This is a genomic window from Acinetobacter sp. BIGb0196 (assembly GCF_011759595.1).
GTDB classification, from domain to species: domain Bacteria; phylum Pseudomonadota; class Gammaproteobacteria; order Pseudomonadales; family Moraxellaceae; genus Acinetobacter; species Acinetobacter guillouiae.
Genome location: NZ_JAAOZA010000002.1, coordinates 1,457,699 through 1,475,412, shown reverse-complemented (window position 1 = coordinate 1,475,412; position 17,714 = coordinate 1,457,699). Strand labels below are relative to the sequence as shown.

Sequence of the window (17,714 nt, the reverse complement as noted above, 5' to 3'; positions counted from 1 at the left end):
ATTTAATTTAAAAATCCAAAATATTTATTAGCAAATATTTTAAATATTATTGTCTTACTGTTATAAAAAATCAGAATAAATTTTAAAACAATTAACCACAACATCAAACTTAAAAGTGCTTAACTTTTCATATCTAAAAGATTAATTAAAAAATTAATTTTTTAAATCTATAACATATGGACTAGAACCATATAAAAAAATGATTTTCTTTTCCTCATGTTCGATTTTGTAAATTTCATAATCAATCAATCCGTTTACAGAGCTAATCTCAATTTCATTGGCGTCATCAATAACTCTCAACTTATTATTTAGATAATATTTGAGTTGAACAACGAATATCTTATCCAGATTGCTCATTTGTTTTGCAACAACCAATCTACTTGTTTTAGCTTTGTTATTCATTTTAACGTTCATATTCATTTAATCCTCACCAATAGCATGGTCTGATGATTTTGAAAGTAGTCTTTGAATGACTGTTCTTGTAACCGAATACTGCTTAGCTAAAGAATAGACACTTTGCCCGTTTTTAAACTTTTCTAAAACTTCATCTTTCTGGGCCTTATTCAAAATTTCTGGTCGACCTACTTTGTTTATATTTTTATTACCAATCTTTCTATTCGATTGAAGTTTTCCATCGAAATCAGAACAGATTTTTAGAAAATGAAAAAAAATCTTTTTTATGTCTCCTTTAATTTCTTTCTTTGAAAATTCCAAACAGACTAAGCGAATTCCTTTTTTAAAAATAAAATTGACACTCGAATATATTTCTTTGAAATCACTTCCCAAAGAATCTATTCCATCTATTAATAAAAGATCTCCGCTTTCCAATGTATAGTTAATTAAGTTAATAAGTTTATGCCTAAATTCTAGGGGTATACCTATTTTCACCTGTTCAAATACAAGCCTATTTTTCGGTATTTCATAACCATACCCAAGAATATAGTCAGCATAATTAAATTCATCCATTGAGAATCCATCAATCCTGAAGTATGCATAAGTCCGCACAATAAGCCCTCTTCAAATAATAACATTTATATTCAGTATTCTTTAGAAAAACAAATATGTATAAAACATATAAATGATTTAAAACATAGAGAAACAATTACCCACCCTTATAATAAATAATTATTAAAATCCATATTTTAATTGAAAATTAAAACACGAATTAAGACCATAAAAGAATAGTCAAAAAACAAAAAAAAACAAATATTATGCCAATGCCAACATCTTTAAACATCCATACAAACTATTTTAATCTTGAGATATTTCACATAAAAAATGTATAATAAATAATAAAATACACTTGTATATGTATAATAATGAATTTTAAGAATGGGTTTTAATAAGGCAAAAGGTTCGCATATTTTTATAAAAAAACATAATTAAAGAGAGTTTTTATTTAATATCGATAAAAAAATAAACTATAAAATTATCATTTAATAAAGCCATGATAAAATCATTATCATGGCTTTATATCGTTAAAACTCAACATTTACCGTTATTGTGTCTGAATAATTACCAGCAGGCAGACTTGGTGAATTAGTGTCCAGAACTTTTGCAGTAAAGGCAAAACCCTGTTGATTGGTATTATGCTGACCTGGGTTCGTTGTCGCCTCGAGACTTGACCAGCGTTCATTGCCGATACTGCCCCAACGTTCCGTCGTTGCATTTTTATAAATCTCATAACTCAAATAATTGTTACCCGTTTCAGATTTCATTGCACGTTGATTACCACTTTGTGGATAGAGACCATTATTTAAACTGACATGATAAGGTGTATATACTGAGCAACGTACGCCTAGAGAAGTTTGAACTGGTGTAAAGACATCTGCAAAAGGCGATGTTCCAAAATTAACCGCATTGGTAGAAATACGACAATCTGCTGAAACGTCAATATATAAGTTCAAGTTTGCATCACTCCCTGTGCCCCAATTTTGATCTGTAAATAAACCTGGACGTCTAAAACCTGGGCTTTCAAAAAAGCTCCCTATCCCCACAAATGCAAGCTCAGGTACAGAATAATACCATTTGACTTTAAAGGATTTGTCCGCTGTATATCTCCCTGGAGAAACATTTTGCCCTGGATTAATTTTGGCATAAAATGGTAATGCACCATTAGGCCCAGTAAAGAAGTTAAGAAGTGAAAAAGTACTCATATCAATTTCTTTACCAACACCAATTGCTTTATTATTGGTGTCCAGATAACTCACTGTGAGACTTTCACCAGTTCCACTATTTGTATAGTTTACTGGTATCTGATCGACCCGATACATCAAATAAGTGGTATTTAAAGCAGCCAAACTAAACCCTTCACACCTTAAACCCGCACTAAACTGATTAGATTGCGTCCCTTGCTCCGCCAATGTCATAGACGAAATCGTACCCATCGTCACATTACCACTTGAGGTAATAACACAAGCAGCTTGATTCTGAGCTGTGATCAATATTAACCCAGAGAATAATAGACTCGCGGGTATTATTTTTTTTAAAGTAATCATGGTTGAGCCACCTCACGACAAACAACCGACTTAATCACTGCAATCTGTTGTTGCGCTTGTTTTAAATCCAATGAAAAGTTTGCTTCACATACGCTCTGATCTTGCAGTTGCACTCGAATGCTATTTTCTGCACCGAGATCTTCAAGATAAGCAATCCCGTCCATTCCCACATAACTCGATTCTTGATCCGCACGATGTACCACCGCACCCACTGGAACCGCTTGCCCATTGCTTTGCACCAAATACACATTTGCCGCATAAGACTGTTTGATTGGGAAGCCTATCACCACACCTGAGCCTCGTTTTGCCGCAATCCGATTTTCAACTTGGGTTGCATTAAAGTTAGAGGGTAAATCGATCGGGTTAATACTGTATTTAGCCGCGTAATAAGGCGTCACTGACGGTACAAACACATAGCCCTTGGCGTTACTCCGCCCCACCAAGCTGTTTTCATAATGCACTGGAACATCTGCAACTTTATTGGTATCAATTAAGGCAAAAGATTCACCCAGTCGATTGGCAACGAAAACATTGCCTGACATCAACACCACCGAACCTGACAGTCCAAACCAATAGTTGTAGTCATTGGCACCCGACATGCCGACATCGGTATTAAAATATTGGTTACGGTAGCTGACACGTGCCTGATTAAAGTCATCGCTGTTTTCATTAAAACGTCGACTTAAATCAACACCAACACCACCTGCCAACGGTGCACTACGGTTATAGTTGATATAAGCATAATCACCACTGGATTGTTGGCTATAACCTAGACTGGCAGTGGATCTGCTTTTGGAAAATGGAACCGATAACTGAAATGCTGCATTCCACTCTTTTTCCACAAAATCCCGATTGGCACTTAATGACACCGTTGCACCACGCATATAAGACGGGAGTATCGGTGCCCACGACAGATTCATCAGTTTATTTTTAATGTCGCGGTTCTTGGTCAGGATATAGGCCACCCCAAAAGTCCCTGATTTATCTGTGGCAAAATACGTGTTGGCAACCGAACTTTTATGATTGTTGGCTGAGACCAAATTGCTATATTGCAAGCGTGAAAGATCATAATAATCCTGATCACGTTGGGTATGATTGAGACTAAATCCAAAGCGTTGCTGGTTATAGCTATAGCCTAAAGTATATTGATTTCCCTTGAGATTTTGGCTATTGATCCGATTAAATTCACGATCTGCCCGACTTTGAGTTGCCGAACCACTTAATACCCCAAACTGATTCAGCTTAAGCACTGACCCCAATCCAGCCAACTGAATTGAATCAGAGAGTTCAACCCGTCCTTCAGCCGTGAGCCAATCGTTAATCCCGTAACGCGCATCCGCTGAACTGGCAAATTTGCCATATTCAAAGTTCTTAATCCCATAATCTTCTCGGATCTGCCCCATAGACACGGAATAATCCAATAACCCCGGTTTAAGCAAAGTATTCGAAATATAAAACGGCACTGAGGTTGCCACCTGACGGCCAACACTGTCTGTGGTGACAATCACCGCCTCGCCTTTACCATTAACAAACGGAACATTATTCAGAATAAAAGGACCAGATTGCACATCGGTTGAATTGGCTTTCTGTCCGTTAATCAATAAGTCCACGGTACTCGGTAAGGCCGCTTGTCCTTTAAACTGGGGTAAAGGATAGGTAATCAAATCTGGACGGGTGCCAAAATTACGTTGTAACTGTAATCCCCCTAAACGCACTGAGCTTCCCCAAGCGTTTTTACTTCCTGTAATCACATCGCCTGCTAAAAATGAAATCACACTGACCGGATCATCATATTGCCAAGTGGTGTCATAGCGATGATAACCATCGCTGTTCTGATTGGATGAGTCAAAATCAGTTTTGCTATAAACCCCTGAATTTCTCAGTACCCCATAAGGTGAGAAAAAGCGTTGTTCTGTAAATAATGTACTACTATAGCCACCATTCTCTGGGCGGTAGGTATAAAAGTCATAGTTATTTAATAAACCAATACCCGACTGCGCTGTTTCAGGTTGATACCATGAATCCAAGCCGCGTATCTGCACCGGCATCCAGCTGGCAGGAAGATCTAGACTAAAATACTGTTGCGCTGAATTGTACTCATACTTCAATTCGGGAATCTGATTGAGGCTGACCCAATCCAAAGCCTTGCCCGAAAAGCCTAAAGTAAATACATCCAGATCGGTCAGGTTTTTTTCTAACTGTTGCTGAAGTGCATCCGCAGGCAGCTTAATCTGTAGCTCATCCAGTTTCGATTGCTGGATAAAGTAATGATCTCCTTTGACAATGACTGGTATCACTTGTCGCGTCGAATATTGATTGATCACCAAGTCCAGATAGAGCTTAAATAAGCTATTCACTTCTGAAACATCTCGCGGTGGTGGTGGTAAACCATTTGCATAGACATTGCAGCTCAGCAATGGAATATTCGCAACCAATATCAATGTCAGGCTTTTGCATAAAAAAGAAGGTGTATTTAACCCTGATAAATAACGCATTTATCCTCCCCCTCCTTCTTTTTTAATCTCAATCAATTCCTGTTTCACCCCTGAACTGTCAACCCCATACAAACTACTTTGACCACTCAGGCTGTTGAGTAACTTATTGTCCAGATCAAACTTCATGGTGCTGTTTGCCAGCACATAACCAAAGGCGGTTTTGCCAAAAGCCATTTGCTCTGAAGTCGGGGTTAATTTAATTCCTGAAAGCCGCGAAAATTTTGAACCTGTATTTTTAATATAAAGTTCAGGTTTGCCCTGTTCATTATTTTTGACCCACCAACTTAATATCGGTTTAGCCAAAGGATTTTTTGCATTGGTTTTTTGTGAAACTTCAGTTAAACCACTGCCAAGTCCTTTGCCATAGCTAAACAAGGGAATGGAATAACGCATCTGAAAGCTGACCGTTGATGTTTCTTTATTCGTTTCTGGATTGAGCTTAATCGGTAATTCATCGACAATAATTCGATAGGCAAGTTCTTTTGCATCAGGTACAGCAGCTGAGCGAGTCAAACGCAACATATGCTTTTCACCCGCCTTAATCTTCGCCACTGGCGGACTTGGAATAACCTCAGTTTGCTCCGCATAAGCATCTTGTTGATGATTCTGATCCCATTTAAATACCCGAATCTGTACCATGGCATCAGAATTACCGGTATTTTGTAGCCACACCGCAGAGGCTTTTTCATTTTCTTCAATTTTTGGATAGATTGGCCAGATTAAAAAAGTGGCCTGTGCGAATACCGGTGAAGTGACCATCAATATCGCGGCCGCAGAGAAAGTTCTGCCCGACCATATTTTCATTTTATTTAAGCTCATAGAATCACCATGTAATCGTAATTGCGACCGTATCTTTATAAAGGCCTGCTGATCGTGGTTGATTGTTATTATTCAAGTCTGCAACAGCGTAGACTGCAAAACCCAGTACGGTATTCAGCGTAGTGGTTGGTATCAGCGAGTAAGTACTCCCACTGGCATATTCACCTTGCAAATTACTGTCCTGATAAAGCTGATAAGGTACAAATTCATTCTGCTGGGCATGTTTCATTCGCCGAGAATTATTTGAAAAGTGATCACCACCATTCAACATCACCTTTACCGGTAGCCGTGCAGTACATTGGATATTCCAACTTTGTGTTGTATTTATCACTGATTCACTTAATTTTCCCTGCGCCACAACAGGATGACGACCAAAATCAAGTAACTGTTCGACATTACTTAACCCACAGCCATTGGCAATACGTGCTTGAACCGTAAAAGTTGCTTCTGTTTCAGCATATCCCCACTGCACAGCCAACATCAGCAGAACACTTAAACCTATTTTTTTCATGATTTCGTTCTTTAAAATTCGATGGTAATTGGAATAGTGTCGGTATATTGCCCAAGCGATACTGACCGACCATTATTAACAGTTTGACCCATGAGATTAAGCGTTTGCGGCTGACCATTATTGGTCAAGGTAATTGATTGATTAGGCTTGAGTGCTTCGCGAGCAGTTCCATATAAGATGTTGTAGGCAAGGAAATCTGTGCCATTACTGATGGCACGAAAATAATTTGCGCCAAAAGGTGCTGGAACCTTGCTGTCATGTTGCCCCGCACCAAAAGTAACTTTTATTGGAGCATTGCCAGGGCATTGAATGGTCAAACCTGATGTAGAACCCTGACTTAAGCTGGTCTCAATCACCTGATTAAATGCAGCTGTGGTTTCACCAAAATCCAGCTGACCAAAATTCAGACCATTTGTTGCATTACTGACAGACTGATTATTAATTTCACATGAGGGTTCTAATTCAATCTGCACATTTAATCTAGCTGCTAACTGTGCAGCACTGGTGAATGACGAAATAAGACTACAAACCAACAATCCCACGCATTGTTTAAGCAACAGATGCATACGTTCCTCCTTAAAACAGGCTTGTTTAATAACAAACCTGTTCACTGTTACGTATACCAATTAGAAATTAACAGTCACCAATAAAGTGTCTGTATAATCACCCTGTGCTTTTGCAGTACCGCTATTTGCAGCAACAGCACCAAAGATTGGAATTTCTTGAGCTACACCTGTCGCAGCAGTGAAAGTCTGAGGCGTATTGATTGCATATGGGTTGGTACGTGCAGCATCACGATAAACGTTATAGCTGACTACATCTGCAGCAGTTGTATGTTTAAGACTACGATCAGCGCGTTGACCACCATCAATTGCAACAGTAAAGTTAACATCTGTTGTACCATCACATTTCACATTGAGATGGCTGCCCGTACCAGATGAAGCAACTTGAGCCGTAAGGGTATTGGTCCAAGTGCCAGAAGTTTTACCAAAATCTAATGTACCAAATTTGTTGATATTGCCATTCACTGTAGAACCTTCAACAGTACAACCTGTTGAAACATTCAGTTTTACATCAACCTGACCCGTCACTGCTGCTTGTGTAGTCGCGATATACCCTGTACCCAATAAAATAGTAAGGGTTAGTTTTGTAAAAATATTCATATTTAATCCCATGATGTGTATTATTTATTAACTTTTACACCAGAAGTGTGAAAGCATTTACATAATTACATGTGATAAATACGCGTTCAATAAATACACTAAAAAACACCACCGATTAAATATAAGTTTTTATATTTTAAAATAAATTTTCAAATCAATATGAATTAAATTACACCAAAGATTTAAACATATAAAAACACTAAAATAATGAAGATTATTATAGATATACGCCTATATCTAATTAGCTACAAACCCAAGATTTACAAACATACTGAGCAAAAAAAACCCATTCAATTTTTAGGGGGAGAATGGGCGACGATATGGCATTATAAAATGCTGATCGAAAACTTTTAATTGACAAAAAGATAAAATTCGTCAATTTAAATTTCAATATTTCAATATTTCAATATTTCAATATTTCAATATTTCAATATTTCAATATTTCAATATTTCAATTTAAATATAATTTTATAAAAATTTATCTCCTTCTTGTAATTCAAATAAATTTTGCTCTTCCACTCTCAACGAAATATGCAAGCCTAATGCAGCAACGGAATTATAAATAAAATCATTTTCCATAATATCTAAGTAAAAATGACTTTCCCTGCTTACTTCCTCATAAAGCCATTTGAGGTCATTTCGATCATCTTGGATACAACTCTTTTTAAAATCACCCAGTTCACAATCAATCTCTTTCCTCAGCATTTGAATAAAATGCTGACGAGATGCCTGATTATTTACTGCATAAAAAAAATGAGAGTTTTCACCCATTCCTTTATGAAAAATCATTTCATAGATCTTTATCATACACACCCACTATTTATGAGTAGAGTTGTTTATCGCTCAATAAGTTGATGAAAAATTTTCCATTTCAAATTCGTGGGTATTATTTATCACCAAACTTATAATATTTCAAAGTTAAGTATTTAATTTCACTGAATTAAATACACAACAAACATAAAGCAAGTGTATAATTATTATGAAATTATTTACTACCAACAATCTATTAATCGTCGGTATTTTGAGTCAATATATATCCTATTTCATCAAAATAAAAATATGTTATTCTATGAAAAAAAATAAGACCAATTGTAAATTAAATAAAAGAAACCTTTATTTATCTATATTCCAGATAAACCAAAATAAAAATACAAAGCAATAGATTAAATTTATATTTTTTGAGAACCTAATCATATAAAATAAAACACCAATAGCCAAAAAAAATAAATCAATATATAAAAGCAAAAATTTAATATTAATAATAAAAATATAATAACTATTATGTGATGATTATTTTTAAACATATTTAACAACAAAAAAGAAAGATAAAATTATTCAAAAAAAACATCATAAAAAAATCAAATAAATATTCACCAGATTAATCTTATTATTTAAAACACCAAATACTCACATAGAATAACTAAAAAACACAAAGCAAGCCTTAACTTTATCTTTAAAAATTAAATACTCATATCGACTAGAGTTTTATTTTAATAAAAAATTTGATAAAATCAGGTTTTAAACCACTCTCTTAAATATTTAACGATGAAATATGAGATTAAAGAATGGAACAATCGTACTGTTTTTATATTTAAAAATCACATAAAAACATTTTAATAATTCACTGAAATTATTGATAATTTAATACAACCAGATCATAAGTCTGAAGTTGAGATAAAAAGTTGGACAGAAGCTTTTATTTTCAAATTTTTTATGCTGATGATTCTTGGTTTTCATTTGAATTATATCCATTTGACAAGCAAAATAAATCTGATTTAAAAAAATTAAAAAACTTAATGGATCAGTTAAGCGCATATTCTTTTTAAACCCAATGATGAGTCTGGAATATGTTTAAACGTAATCTCAGTGATATAAATGATCAAATCATTTTCACGAAGAGTATTAATCAGTCATTTGTAAGCTGCGTGTACATTATCCATCAATTTGATTTACAAACGTTCTCATGATGAAGTAGATCAAGCATTAAAATTGATAAGAATAAAATTTTTACCCATTCGTTCACGTCCATAGATGAAAAAATAAGCATGGAGAGTGAGTCAGATTGGTATTGGACGTTCCTCTCGCGTTGGGAAAAGACGAGGATCAGGGCGCTTTTGTGTTGATCTATACTTTTAAAAAGAACTTATAAAAGAAGCCTATTCAAAATATCACGTTAAAAATCTTATCTTAATTGTCTTTTCGATATTGGCGTAGCGTATAGCCTGTATGCTTTTTAAAATAACGACACATATAGGAAGCGTCATTAAAATGCATCTGGTCAGCAATCACTTGAATTGAGAGTGTATTCATTTTAAGTCGTTGTTTAAGATTAACAATCACCAGCCGATCTATCAGCGTTTTAGGGCTATCATTAAAAATTTGCTTACACAATTGCGATAAATAGTAGGGACTAATGTTTAAGGCTTGTGCATAAAACAAAACCTCCCGTTCAGCGTGACAGTGTATTGCGATCATTTCCCAAAACTTCCAACATAATCTTTCTTTTCTTGTGTACTCATTCTTGGCTAAGGTCTTTTTGTGATTGACGATTTCAGACAGTACCAGAAAAAAATTTTGCAAGTGATTGCATAATAATGTGCGCTGATACTGTTCTGTGGATTTAATAATAAAATCGGTTTGAGATTGCCATATCTTGATTAAACCTGCCTGTTCGGTATTGGGGGAAAAATGTGGCATTTGATTGAGATAAGCAAATAAAGCGTTTGGTAAAACAGCGGCAACTTCAGCAGCAAAATGACGATTGAATATACAATAATTACAAGAAAAATCAGCCGATTGGTTTTTTATAATAGTCAATGAATCTTCTGCAAGAACCAAAAAATCACCTGCTTGCAAATGGTAACTTTTAAACTGAATGCTTAAATCAGCATGGCCTTGTGTAATAAAAATAAGTGAACAATATGCTAATAGCAAAGGCTGGTTTAACGAATCACTTAAATGACTTGTTCCCCATAAATAATCTTTTGCATTTTGACGAAGATAATTTAGATCACTTTGCATTTTGAATAAAATTTATTAAATATCTGCCTAATTATAATGATTTTGTTTTGAAAAGTACCGAAATTGCCAAAATATACGCATAGGAAGCAGTCCCTAAAATACCTATAGTTCATTTTGAAATGAGATGAATTTTATAAGAGGCTTTAAAAATATGATTTTGACAACTGAACGCTTAGTTTTACGACCTTGGCAGGAAAATGATGCAGAGAGTTTATACGAATACGCAAAAGATGAACGCGTTGGGCCAATTGCGGGCTGGCCCGTACATGAAAGTCAGGCACAAAGTTTAGAATATATTCAGACAGTTTTTGCACATGATGAAGTCTATGCGCTTGCGAAAAAGCAAGACAATCGAGCCATTGGCATGGTCGGTCTACTGATTGGGCAAGACAGTAATTTTGATATCGCTGATAATGAAGCAGAAGTTGCTTATTGGATTGGTGTACCCTTTTGGGGAAATGGTTTTATACCTGAGGCTGTTAAGGCAGTCATGCAACATGCCTATGAAGATTTGCAATTACAAGCTTTATGGTGTGGTTACTTTGCAGATAATGAACAGTCACATAAAGCACAAGCAAAATGTGGCTTTAAGCATCATCACACTGAAACAGATAAATATAATCAGTTTCTAGCGGATTACCGTACAGAGCATATCAGCTATTTATCACGTGAAGAGTGGATCAAATTGCCTGCACATTACAAAGTAAGCAAATACATGGATTAGAATCAATTGAAGTTAACCAACATCAGAGATATTAATAAATAAATTAAGATCATCTTCTGAACGATTCATATGAAGCGAGAGAGCTTATTGATCTCTCTGATGCAGCTATGTAATTAAATTTTTTGAAGAACTTTAAGTAAGGGCGAGATTCGCCCTTACTTTAGTAATTCAAATTCACGATAAGTAATGCCAATGCTGCTGGAATCGCTTGTATGTAAATAATTTTCTTACTTGCCGTTAAGCCGCCATAAATCCCAGCAATCAATACACAGCCCAAAAAGAAATTTGCCAGTGGTAAGGCATAAATTACAGGTGCACATAAAGCCCAAAATAAGCCTGCTGCTAAAAAGCCATTATATAAGCCTTGATTTTGTGCCATGACTTTGGTGAGCTGTGCTTTTTCAGGCGTATTCCCAAATGCTTTTAAACCGTATGGTTTATCCCATAAGAACATCTCTAAAACTAAAATATACACATGTAGCAGTGCAATTAAGGCAATTAAAATTTGTCCAATCATCGTTTTCTTCCTTATTTTAAAAACGCTGATAGATCAGTCTCGCAACTGATCTATGCCAAGTACATTTATGGTTTTAATAACACTTTGCCTTGGCGTGCACCTTCAGTTGCTCTGGCTGCTGCTTGTTGAATTTGATCGAAACTAAATACACCTTCAACAGGCAATACTAATTTTTTCTGAGCCGCTAAAGTCACCAATTCTACAATTAACTCTTTTTTTCGTTCTGCAGACAATTGTTTGTTGACCACACTTGCCCAGAAACCTTTGACTGTCGCTTGTTTAAAAATAAGATCACCTGATGAAATTTGCATCAGTTCACCCGTCATACTACCAAATGAAACCAAGACACCATTTTCACTAAGTAAAGCCAACATTTCACCACTGGCTTTCCCCCCAATCGAATCTACTCCAGCAATTAAAGGTTGATCTGCATGTATCGCTTTTACTTGATCTTTCCAATCCGCTTGATCAGTCGCCACTACATTTTGAATACCTAAACCATTCATTTCTGCAACCGCATCACTACGGCGAACCAAATGAATGACTTTTTGACCGCGAGCGTGCGCGATCATCGCAACAGTTTTACCCACAGCGCCATTGGCTGTGTTTTGGATAAGCCACTGATCTTGTTTTAAATCAATAAAATCTAACAACATCAGTGCACTAATTGGCATACCAATCAATTGTGCAGCGGTTTCATCATCTATTGCATCAATTAAAGGCACAACACCATGCGCAGGCGCAATAAAGTATTCCGCCCAACTGCCGTGAACCGCGGCAACTGCAATACGTTGCCCGACAGACACTGCATCGACACCTTCACCGACGGCATCAATCACACCAACCGCTTCGCTTCCCCCAATTGCAGGAAGTGTCGGCTTATAGCCATAACTTCCTCTCACCGTCCAGACGTCATGGTTATGCATCGGAGATAAAATCATTTTAATACGAACTTCGCCCGCTTTAGGCTCTGGCTTTGGCATTTCTGCTGCTGCTAATACGTCGACAGGTTCGCCAAAAACTTGATGAATAATACTTTTCATTTGTTATTCCTATATAGGTTTTAGTAATTGCTGTGTGGTTTCTAAAGCCAAATAAAGTGGCTGTTTGTTCTGTGCTAGTTTCGCCAATAAAGCTGCGCCTAACCAGAGTTGATACATGGTTTGTGCCATTTTCTCAGGCTCAATATGTTGTGGAATTGAGCCATCCTGTTGTCCGTCACTGAGTAAATTTGCAATGCGTTCTGTCAGCTTGCTTACACCAAAATTTAAAATCTGACGCATATCTTCCGATAAGTCAGAGACCTCTGCGGCAAGTTTTACAATCAGACAATTCTCAGCCCAGCCTCCCTCGTTATGACATGGGTCATCAATCCATGCTTGCCAAAGCGCGACTAAACGCGCATAAGCACTCCGCTCTTCTTGTAGAATCAATTGATCAATTTTCACTTTATAATCAGCAAGGTATTGCTGTAAAAGCGCACAACCAAATGCTTCTTTGGAAGTAAAGTAATAATAGAACGACCCTTTGGGTACACCGCAAGTCGTTAAAATTTCCTGTAAGCCAACGCCAACAAAACCTTTATGTAATACCAACTTAAAACTAGTATTTAAGATATGTTGTCGAGTCGCTTCACTTTTATCTGATCGTTTCATGCACACACTATAAATCAATAATAGACCAGTCGTCTATAAATTTATAAAAAATTTAATTAAGAAAATTTGTTGAGGTTTTGAGTATGCGTTTTAATGATCTGAATCAACCCCAAAATTGCTTACAGTTCATTTATTTCTATATAACGCTGTGATCACTTTTCTTTAATCATCTAGACAGTTGATCTAATATTTTATAAAAATTCTTATACAGAATATGAAAGAAGGATTTAGTGTTCATAGATATGTTGTTTCGAACAATAGAAAAGGATTCTATTTATGGGCAATGGAAAATAATAATAAAAATTATTTGAATCGATCTCAAAAGAACGGGGTCCCTTCGAAAATTTTGTAGGAGACTGTATTCCACTCGATATCATCAGCCAATAAATAAAAAAGATGGTGGAGCTTGCTAAAGAGCCGAATTTAGGAATAAAAGTCATCGATAGTGGTGATCTTAAACTTTCGCCTTTTTATAAAATCGTCATTCTTGCTTTAGATGCTACGCTCAATACTATCTTTAAGCCCAATTTACCTGAACTTTTTAGTTATCATCAAGTTGAAGGCGCTATGCTTACGGTTACTCCACTTATCGCACACTTACAAAATGATTGGTCAGATCAAAAACAATTGCTCAATTATGAAGAGATATTCAAGTAAAGTTAAATAGCGCTAAGAAAAAATAAACCCTTAAAAGAATAAAGGTGGTGTTAATAAACCTAAGCTTGGCTACATCTCTGTGAAATTAGTAATACGAACAGCACCTTCAGGAAATTTAGCGATTATTTCTAATTCTCCTCCCATTGCTTCAATATGGCTTCTTAAAGTAGAAACATACATATCTGTTCGTTTTTCCATTTTAGCTATTGCAGGTTGTTGTACATTTAATAATTCAGCAATAACTTTTTGAGATAGCTTTCTTGCTTCTCGTAATTCTTGCAAAGGCATATCTTTAGTCATTTCTTGAGCCAATTCATGCACTTTTTGTTGAGCATCAATAGGCATATTTGAACGTAATTCAGAAAACTTTTTAGCCATCAGATTAAACCCTCTTTTTTAAGTAAATTAAGATGTTCATCATATAATTTGTCAGCAATCGGAACATTCACATCATACCAACGATCATCGCCTGTCTTATCTCCTGCCAATAATAATATAGCTGTTCGTCTTGGATCAAAAGCGTATAAAGTACGATAAGGGCGACCTTGATGTTGAGTTCTTAACTCCCTCATATGATCATGTTTAGAACCATTTATACCGCTACTATGCGGAAACTTTAAGTTCGTACCGAAACTCTCAAGAAGTTCTACAGATGCAGCTATTGAAATTTGTTCTTCGATAGATAAGGTTTCCCACCATTGTTCAAACTCATCTGTATATTCTTTTTCTTGTCTTTATTAACGTCTCCTACTAAAGGCACTGGATCTTTAGTAGGTTGCGCCACATGATCTAAATGCACTTAACAGCAACCGAATGCTTGGCTTTTTTATTATTGTTTAATTGAAGCTAACAATTTTTACTGATTCACATCATCACAACGTGTTAATTCAAAAATATTAAAATGAATTAAATAGGCGCTCCTGAGCAGATGACCTATTTAATTCTAATGACACGTTTAGATTAAAAATTATAACTTGCCATAATGTTTAAACGGTTATCTTCACCCTTTTTTCCATTAAAGGTTTCGCGTTCACCATATACATATTCAACTCCTAAAGTAACGGGTGTATAGGGCTTATACATTGTGTTTATCCATCCTTGCCATAAAGATTTATTCTGAGTTGAATTTTCGTAGTTTAAACGTGCAAACTCATTATTATCTTTTGCAAGCATATAACCGTAACCAATCGTAGAACGCAGTTGTGGGGTAAAAGTATGTGTTAGACCAAAGGTAATGCTATCAAATTCATTACTATGCATTTTTTGATTGCCATCGATGGCATAACCATTATTTGACCAAAGTACATAACGTCCATCACCTTTTACATGGTAATAGTCACCCTTCAACATATTTTTCTCAGTAAACTGATATTGAACACCTAAGCCAAGCCCCCAAGCCATATTGTCATCGACATTGGTTTTCTTCTCTCCAACAAAAGTTCTCCCTGAAATTAACCCAGCTTTATCTGCAAACTGATGGTTTATACGAGCAGCCAATGCAGGTAAACGAATTTTAGATCCTGGCTCGGTATGTCCCATGTATTTTTGATCCTCGATACTGACTGCATAGGTCGTCTCAGCACCTAAACGATCACTATAACGAAGCAATGGTGTTCGTAATAACGCCCCACCTACATAGCCCAGTGCATCCACTGTTTCAGGCATAAATTCTATGGGTGAAACAAAGGTTGACCATGCTTGCCCAATTAACCATTTGTCAAAAGTTAAATAAGCATGGCGAATACGGAACTGATCCCGAGTCGCACCACCGACAAAATCCATTTCAATTTTACCGCCCACAGCGCCTATTTCGGTTGGTGTTTTAAAATCTAAACCTATCCGAGTCACACTCGGTGTTGATTTAAAGCGATTTTCTTGTTGACGAGCCTCTGGTGTATTTTCAATTGGTACAACATTGATATTATTAAACATCGTATCTGAACCAGCTGATTGATAAGTTGCATCTAAACGGATCAAACCATATAAATTGAGTTCAGTTCCTGATTTTAAAAGATTGATTTTGCTTGGTAATATCGGTTTATCAATATTCGCTTGTGGCTCAATATTGGCAGGATTTTTTTCACTATTTTGTCCCTCCTTGCTATTACTGGTTGTCGCATACGCTGGCGATAACATTAATATTGCGCTACTTGCCCATAGCAGATTTATAATGAAGAAATATATTGTTTTCATAAGAATTCCCTTCTTGATTTATTCATAAATTTGATCAACTTAAACATCTTTAAGGCATTGAAATTATTTCAAATTTATATTTTTTTATGAGTAGCTGCACTTTGGCTCGCAGCGGTGGGTAAATTGCCAAACTTCCAAAAAACGAGGATTGCAATTAATGCCAAAATTACAGGTATGGTCACTGTTAAAAACAGATTTGGCGTTGACCAATTGAGACGAATCAATTCGGCACCCAATACAGGACCTAAAATTGACCCTAGCCGCCCAATACCCAATGCCCAACCAATTCCTGTTGAACGGACTGAAGTTGGGTAAAACACCGCACCTAATGCATTCAATGCAGTTTGTGCTCCGAGTACACAGAAACCTGCTGCGCCTATCACTAAAAATGCCATAGACAGTGTTGTCGCTGATTGTCCAATCATGGCAATGGCTAACGCAGCACCGATAAAGGTCAAACTTAATGTCCAGCCAAAACCACGACGATCAACAAACCAACCTAAAATCAAATTACCTAGTAGACCTCCTATCCAAAATACAGCCCCTGCCAACACTGCCTTTGAACCCGTATGGCCCGCTTCTGTCATCAATACAGGGAGCCAATTTGCCAAGAAGTAAGCAGCTAATAAATTCATAAAATTGACCACCCACAGCATGAGTGTCCCAAGTGCTAAATTGTTCTTAAATAGTTGCGCAATTGGTGCCCCCTCTTTAGCCGATTCCCTCACAACAAATTTGCTCTCAGTGCCAGCGGTTTCAACATAGCCCAAACGAGTCGCCCAAGTTTTTAACACTTCAGGTTTACGATTTTTCAGAGTTAAAAAAGGCAATGATTCTGGCAATTTAAACAACATAACCACTGTTAGAATAAATGGAGCAATTGCGCCTGTTAAAAAGATCGAATGCCACCCCCAAATTGGAATAATGGCAGCAGCCAGTACGCCACCCAAAACACCGCCAAGAATAAAACCTGAAGAAATAATCATCATCAGGGTGACGCGGAAACGAGTTGGACTATATTCTCCTGCTAAAGTGACACAGTTCGGAATGATCGCCCCCATACAAATCCCAGTTATAAAACGGTAACTGACCAATGCTTGAACTGAATCAGCCATCATCGTGACTGCCATACATATGGATAAAGCAAACATGGCGCCAATTAATACAGGTCGACGCCCAAACTTATCGGCAAAAGGGGCGAGAAATAATGCGCCAAGTGCCATCCCAATCAGTCCAGCACCAAAAACTGAACCTAAATCTGCTTTTGCAATTCCCCAGTCTTGGATAATTGCAGGGGCAACATAACCCATTGCTTGTACATCAAAGCCATCAACAACCATACATAAAGCGCATAACAGCAACACCCATATCTGATGCTTGGTTAGCTTACTTTGGTCTATTAAGTCCGTTATATTAATGATATTCATCTATCTCTCCTTGTATTTTTTATCGTTATTGCAT

General features: G+C 36.4%; 18 protein-coding genes and 1 pseudogene. 2 read left to right on the top strand and 17 right to left on the bottom strand.

Annotated elements, in window-relative coordinates; genetic code table 11:
• Positions 1-153: 153 nt before the first annotated feature.
• From FHR28_RS19630 to FHR28_RS19585, 10 genes are all read right to left on the bottom strand, one after another.
• The gene (locus FHR28_RS19630) at positions 154-420 is read right to left on the bottom strand and encodes a hypothetical protein (RefSeq protein WP_166783343.1); all 267 of its coding nucleotides are present in this window, start codon (positions 418-420) and stop codon (positions 154-156) included.
• Positions 421-1,005: a recombinase family protein gene (locus FHR28_RS19625; protein ID WP_035372130.1), complete on the bottom strand. Its 585-nt coding sequence runs from the start codon at positions 1,003-1,005 to the stop codon at positions 421-423.
• 473 nt (positions 1,006-1,478) lie between these two features.
• Positions 1,479-2,498: a spore coat U domain-containing protein gene (locus FHR28_RS19620; RefSeq protein WP_154131041.1), complete on the bottom strand. Its 1,020-nt coding sequence runs from the start codon at positions 2,496-2,498 to the stop codon at positions 1,479-1,481.
• Positions 2,495-4,993, bottom strand: coding sequence for a fimbria/pilus outer membrane usher protein (locus tag FHR28_RS19615; protein WP_166783342.1), 2,499 nt, complete (start codon positions 4,991-4,993; stop codon positions 2,495-2,497). The genes FHR28_RS19620 and FHR28_RS19615 overlap by 4 nt, the downstream gene beginning before the upstream one ends.
• Complete coding sequence (locus FHR28_RS19610; protein WP_166783590.1) at positions 4,994-5,797, bottom strand: molecular chaperone; 804 nt, start codon at positions 5,795-5,797, stop codon at positions 4,994-4,996. It abuts the gene before it with no gap.
• A gap of 19 nt (positions 5,798-5,816) precedes the next feature.
• Positions 5,817-6,323, bottom strand: coding sequence for a spore coat U domain-containing protein (locus FHR28_RS19605; protein WP_105713059.1), 507 nt, complete (start codon positions 6,321-6,323; stop codon positions 5,817-5,819).
• An 11-nt stretch (positions 6,324-6,334) separates the two neighbouring features.
• Positions 6,335-6,889, bottom strand: coding sequence for a spore coat protein U domain-containing protein (locus FHR28_RS19600; RefSeq protein ID WP_166783341.1), 555 nt, complete (start codon positions 6,887-6,889; stop codon positions 6,335-6,337).
• Between the two features lie 60 nt (positions 6,890-6,949).
• The gene (locus tag FHR28_RS19595; RefSeq protein WP_105713061.1) at positions 6,950-7,486 is read right to left on the bottom strand and encodes a spore coat U domain-containing protein; all 537 of its coding nucleotides are present in this window, start codon (positions 7,484-7,486) and stop codon (positions 6,950-6,952) included.
• A 468-nt stretch (positions 7,487-7,954) separates the two neighbouring features.
• Positions 7,955-8,275 (bottom strand): hypothetical protein, encoded by a 321-nt coding sequence (locus FHR28_RS19590; protein WP_228722111.1) that lies wholly within the window; start codon positions 8,273-8,275, stop codon positions 7,955-7,957.
• 1,398 nt (positions 8,276-9,673) lie between these two features.
• Positions 9,674-10,507, bottom strand: a complete 834-nt coding sequence (locus FHR28_RS19585; RefSeq protein ID WP_004722263.1) for a helix-turn-helix transcriptional regulator — start codon at positions 10,505-10,507, stop codon at positions 9,674-9,676.
• 151 nt (positions 10,508-10,658) lie between these two features.
• Here FHR28_RS19585 and FHR28_RS19580 point away from each other — a divergent pair, with 151 nt between their 5' ends.
• Positions 10,659-11,231 carry a GNAT family N-acetyltransferase gene (locus tag FHR28_RS19580; RefSeq protein WP_166783339.1) on the top strand — a complete coding sequence of 191 codons (573 nt, stop codon included), beginning with the start codon at positions 10,659-10,661 and terminating at the stop codon, positions 11,229-11,231.
• A 160-nt stretch (positions 11,232-11,391) separates the two neighbouring features.
• Here the strand turns inward: FHR28_RS19580 and FHR28_RS19575 are convergent, their stop codons facing one another.
• The 3 genes from FHR28_RS19575 to FHR28_RS19565 all read right to left on the bottom strand — a co-directional run bounded on the left by FHR28_RS19575 (position 11,392) and on the right by FHR28_RS19565 (position 13,403).
• Positions 11,392-11,748, bottom strand: coding sequence for a DUF1304 domain-containing protein (locus FHR28_RS19575; protein ID WP_105713065.1), 357 nt, complete (start codon positions 11,746-11,748; stop codon positions 11,392-11,394).
• Between the two features lie 65 nt (positions 11,749-11,813).
• Entirely contained in the window at positions 11,814-12,791 is a 978-nt protein-coding gene (locus FHR28_RS19570; RefSeq protein WP_105713066.1) for a zinc-binding dehydrogenase, read from the bottom strand.
• Positions 12,792-12,800: 9 nt separating this feature from the next.
• Complete coding sequence (locus tag FHR28_RS19565; RefSeq protein WP_105713067.1) at positions 12,801-13,403, bottom strand: TetR/AcrR family transcriptional regulator; 603 nt, start codon at positions 13,401-13,403, stop codon at positions 12,801-12,803.
• 396 nt (positions 13,404-13,799) lie between these two features.
• On the opposite strand from FHR28_RS19565, the gene FHR28_RS21770 reads away from it, so the two are divergent.
• Positions 13,800-14,060, top strand: a complete 261-nt coding sequence (locus FHR28_RS21770; RefSeq protein ID WP_216076343.1) for a hypothetical protein — start codon at positions 13,800-13,802, stop codon at positions 14,058-14,060.
• Between the two features lie 69 nt (positions 14,061-14,129).
• Here the strand turns inward: FHR28_RS21770 and FHR28_RS19555 are convergent, their stop codons facing one another.
• From FHR28_RS19555 to FHR28_RS19540, 4 genes and pseudogenes are all read right to left on the bottom strand, one after another.
• Positions 14,130-14,438, bottom strand: a complete 309-nt coding sequence (locus tag FHR28_RS19555; RefSeq protein WP_166783338.1) for an XRE family transcriptional regulator — start codon at positions 14,436-14,438, stop codon at positions 14,130-14,132.
• Positions 14,438-14,749, bottom strand: a pseudogene (locus FHR28_RS19550) (type II toxin-antitoxin system RelE/ParE family toxin); the annotation flags it as partial. The pseudogene FHR28_RS19550 and the gene FHR28_RS19555, both read right to left, overlap by 1 nt.
• A 271-nt stretch (positions 14,750-15,020) precedes the next feature.
• Entirely contained in the window at positions 15,021-16,253 is a 1,233-nt protein-coding gene (locus tag FHR28_RS19545) for a DcaP family trimeric outer membrane transporter (protein ID WP_166783337.1), read from the bottom strand.
• 74 nt (positions 16,254-16,327) lie between these two features.
• On the bottom strand, positions 16,328-17,680 hold the full coding sequence (locus FHR28_RS19540; RefSeq protein WP_151957761.1) for an MFS transporter: 1,353 nt from the start codon (positions 17,678-17,680) through the stop codon (positions 16,328-16,330).
• Between the last annotated feature and the right edge of the window lie 34 nt (positions 17,681-17,714).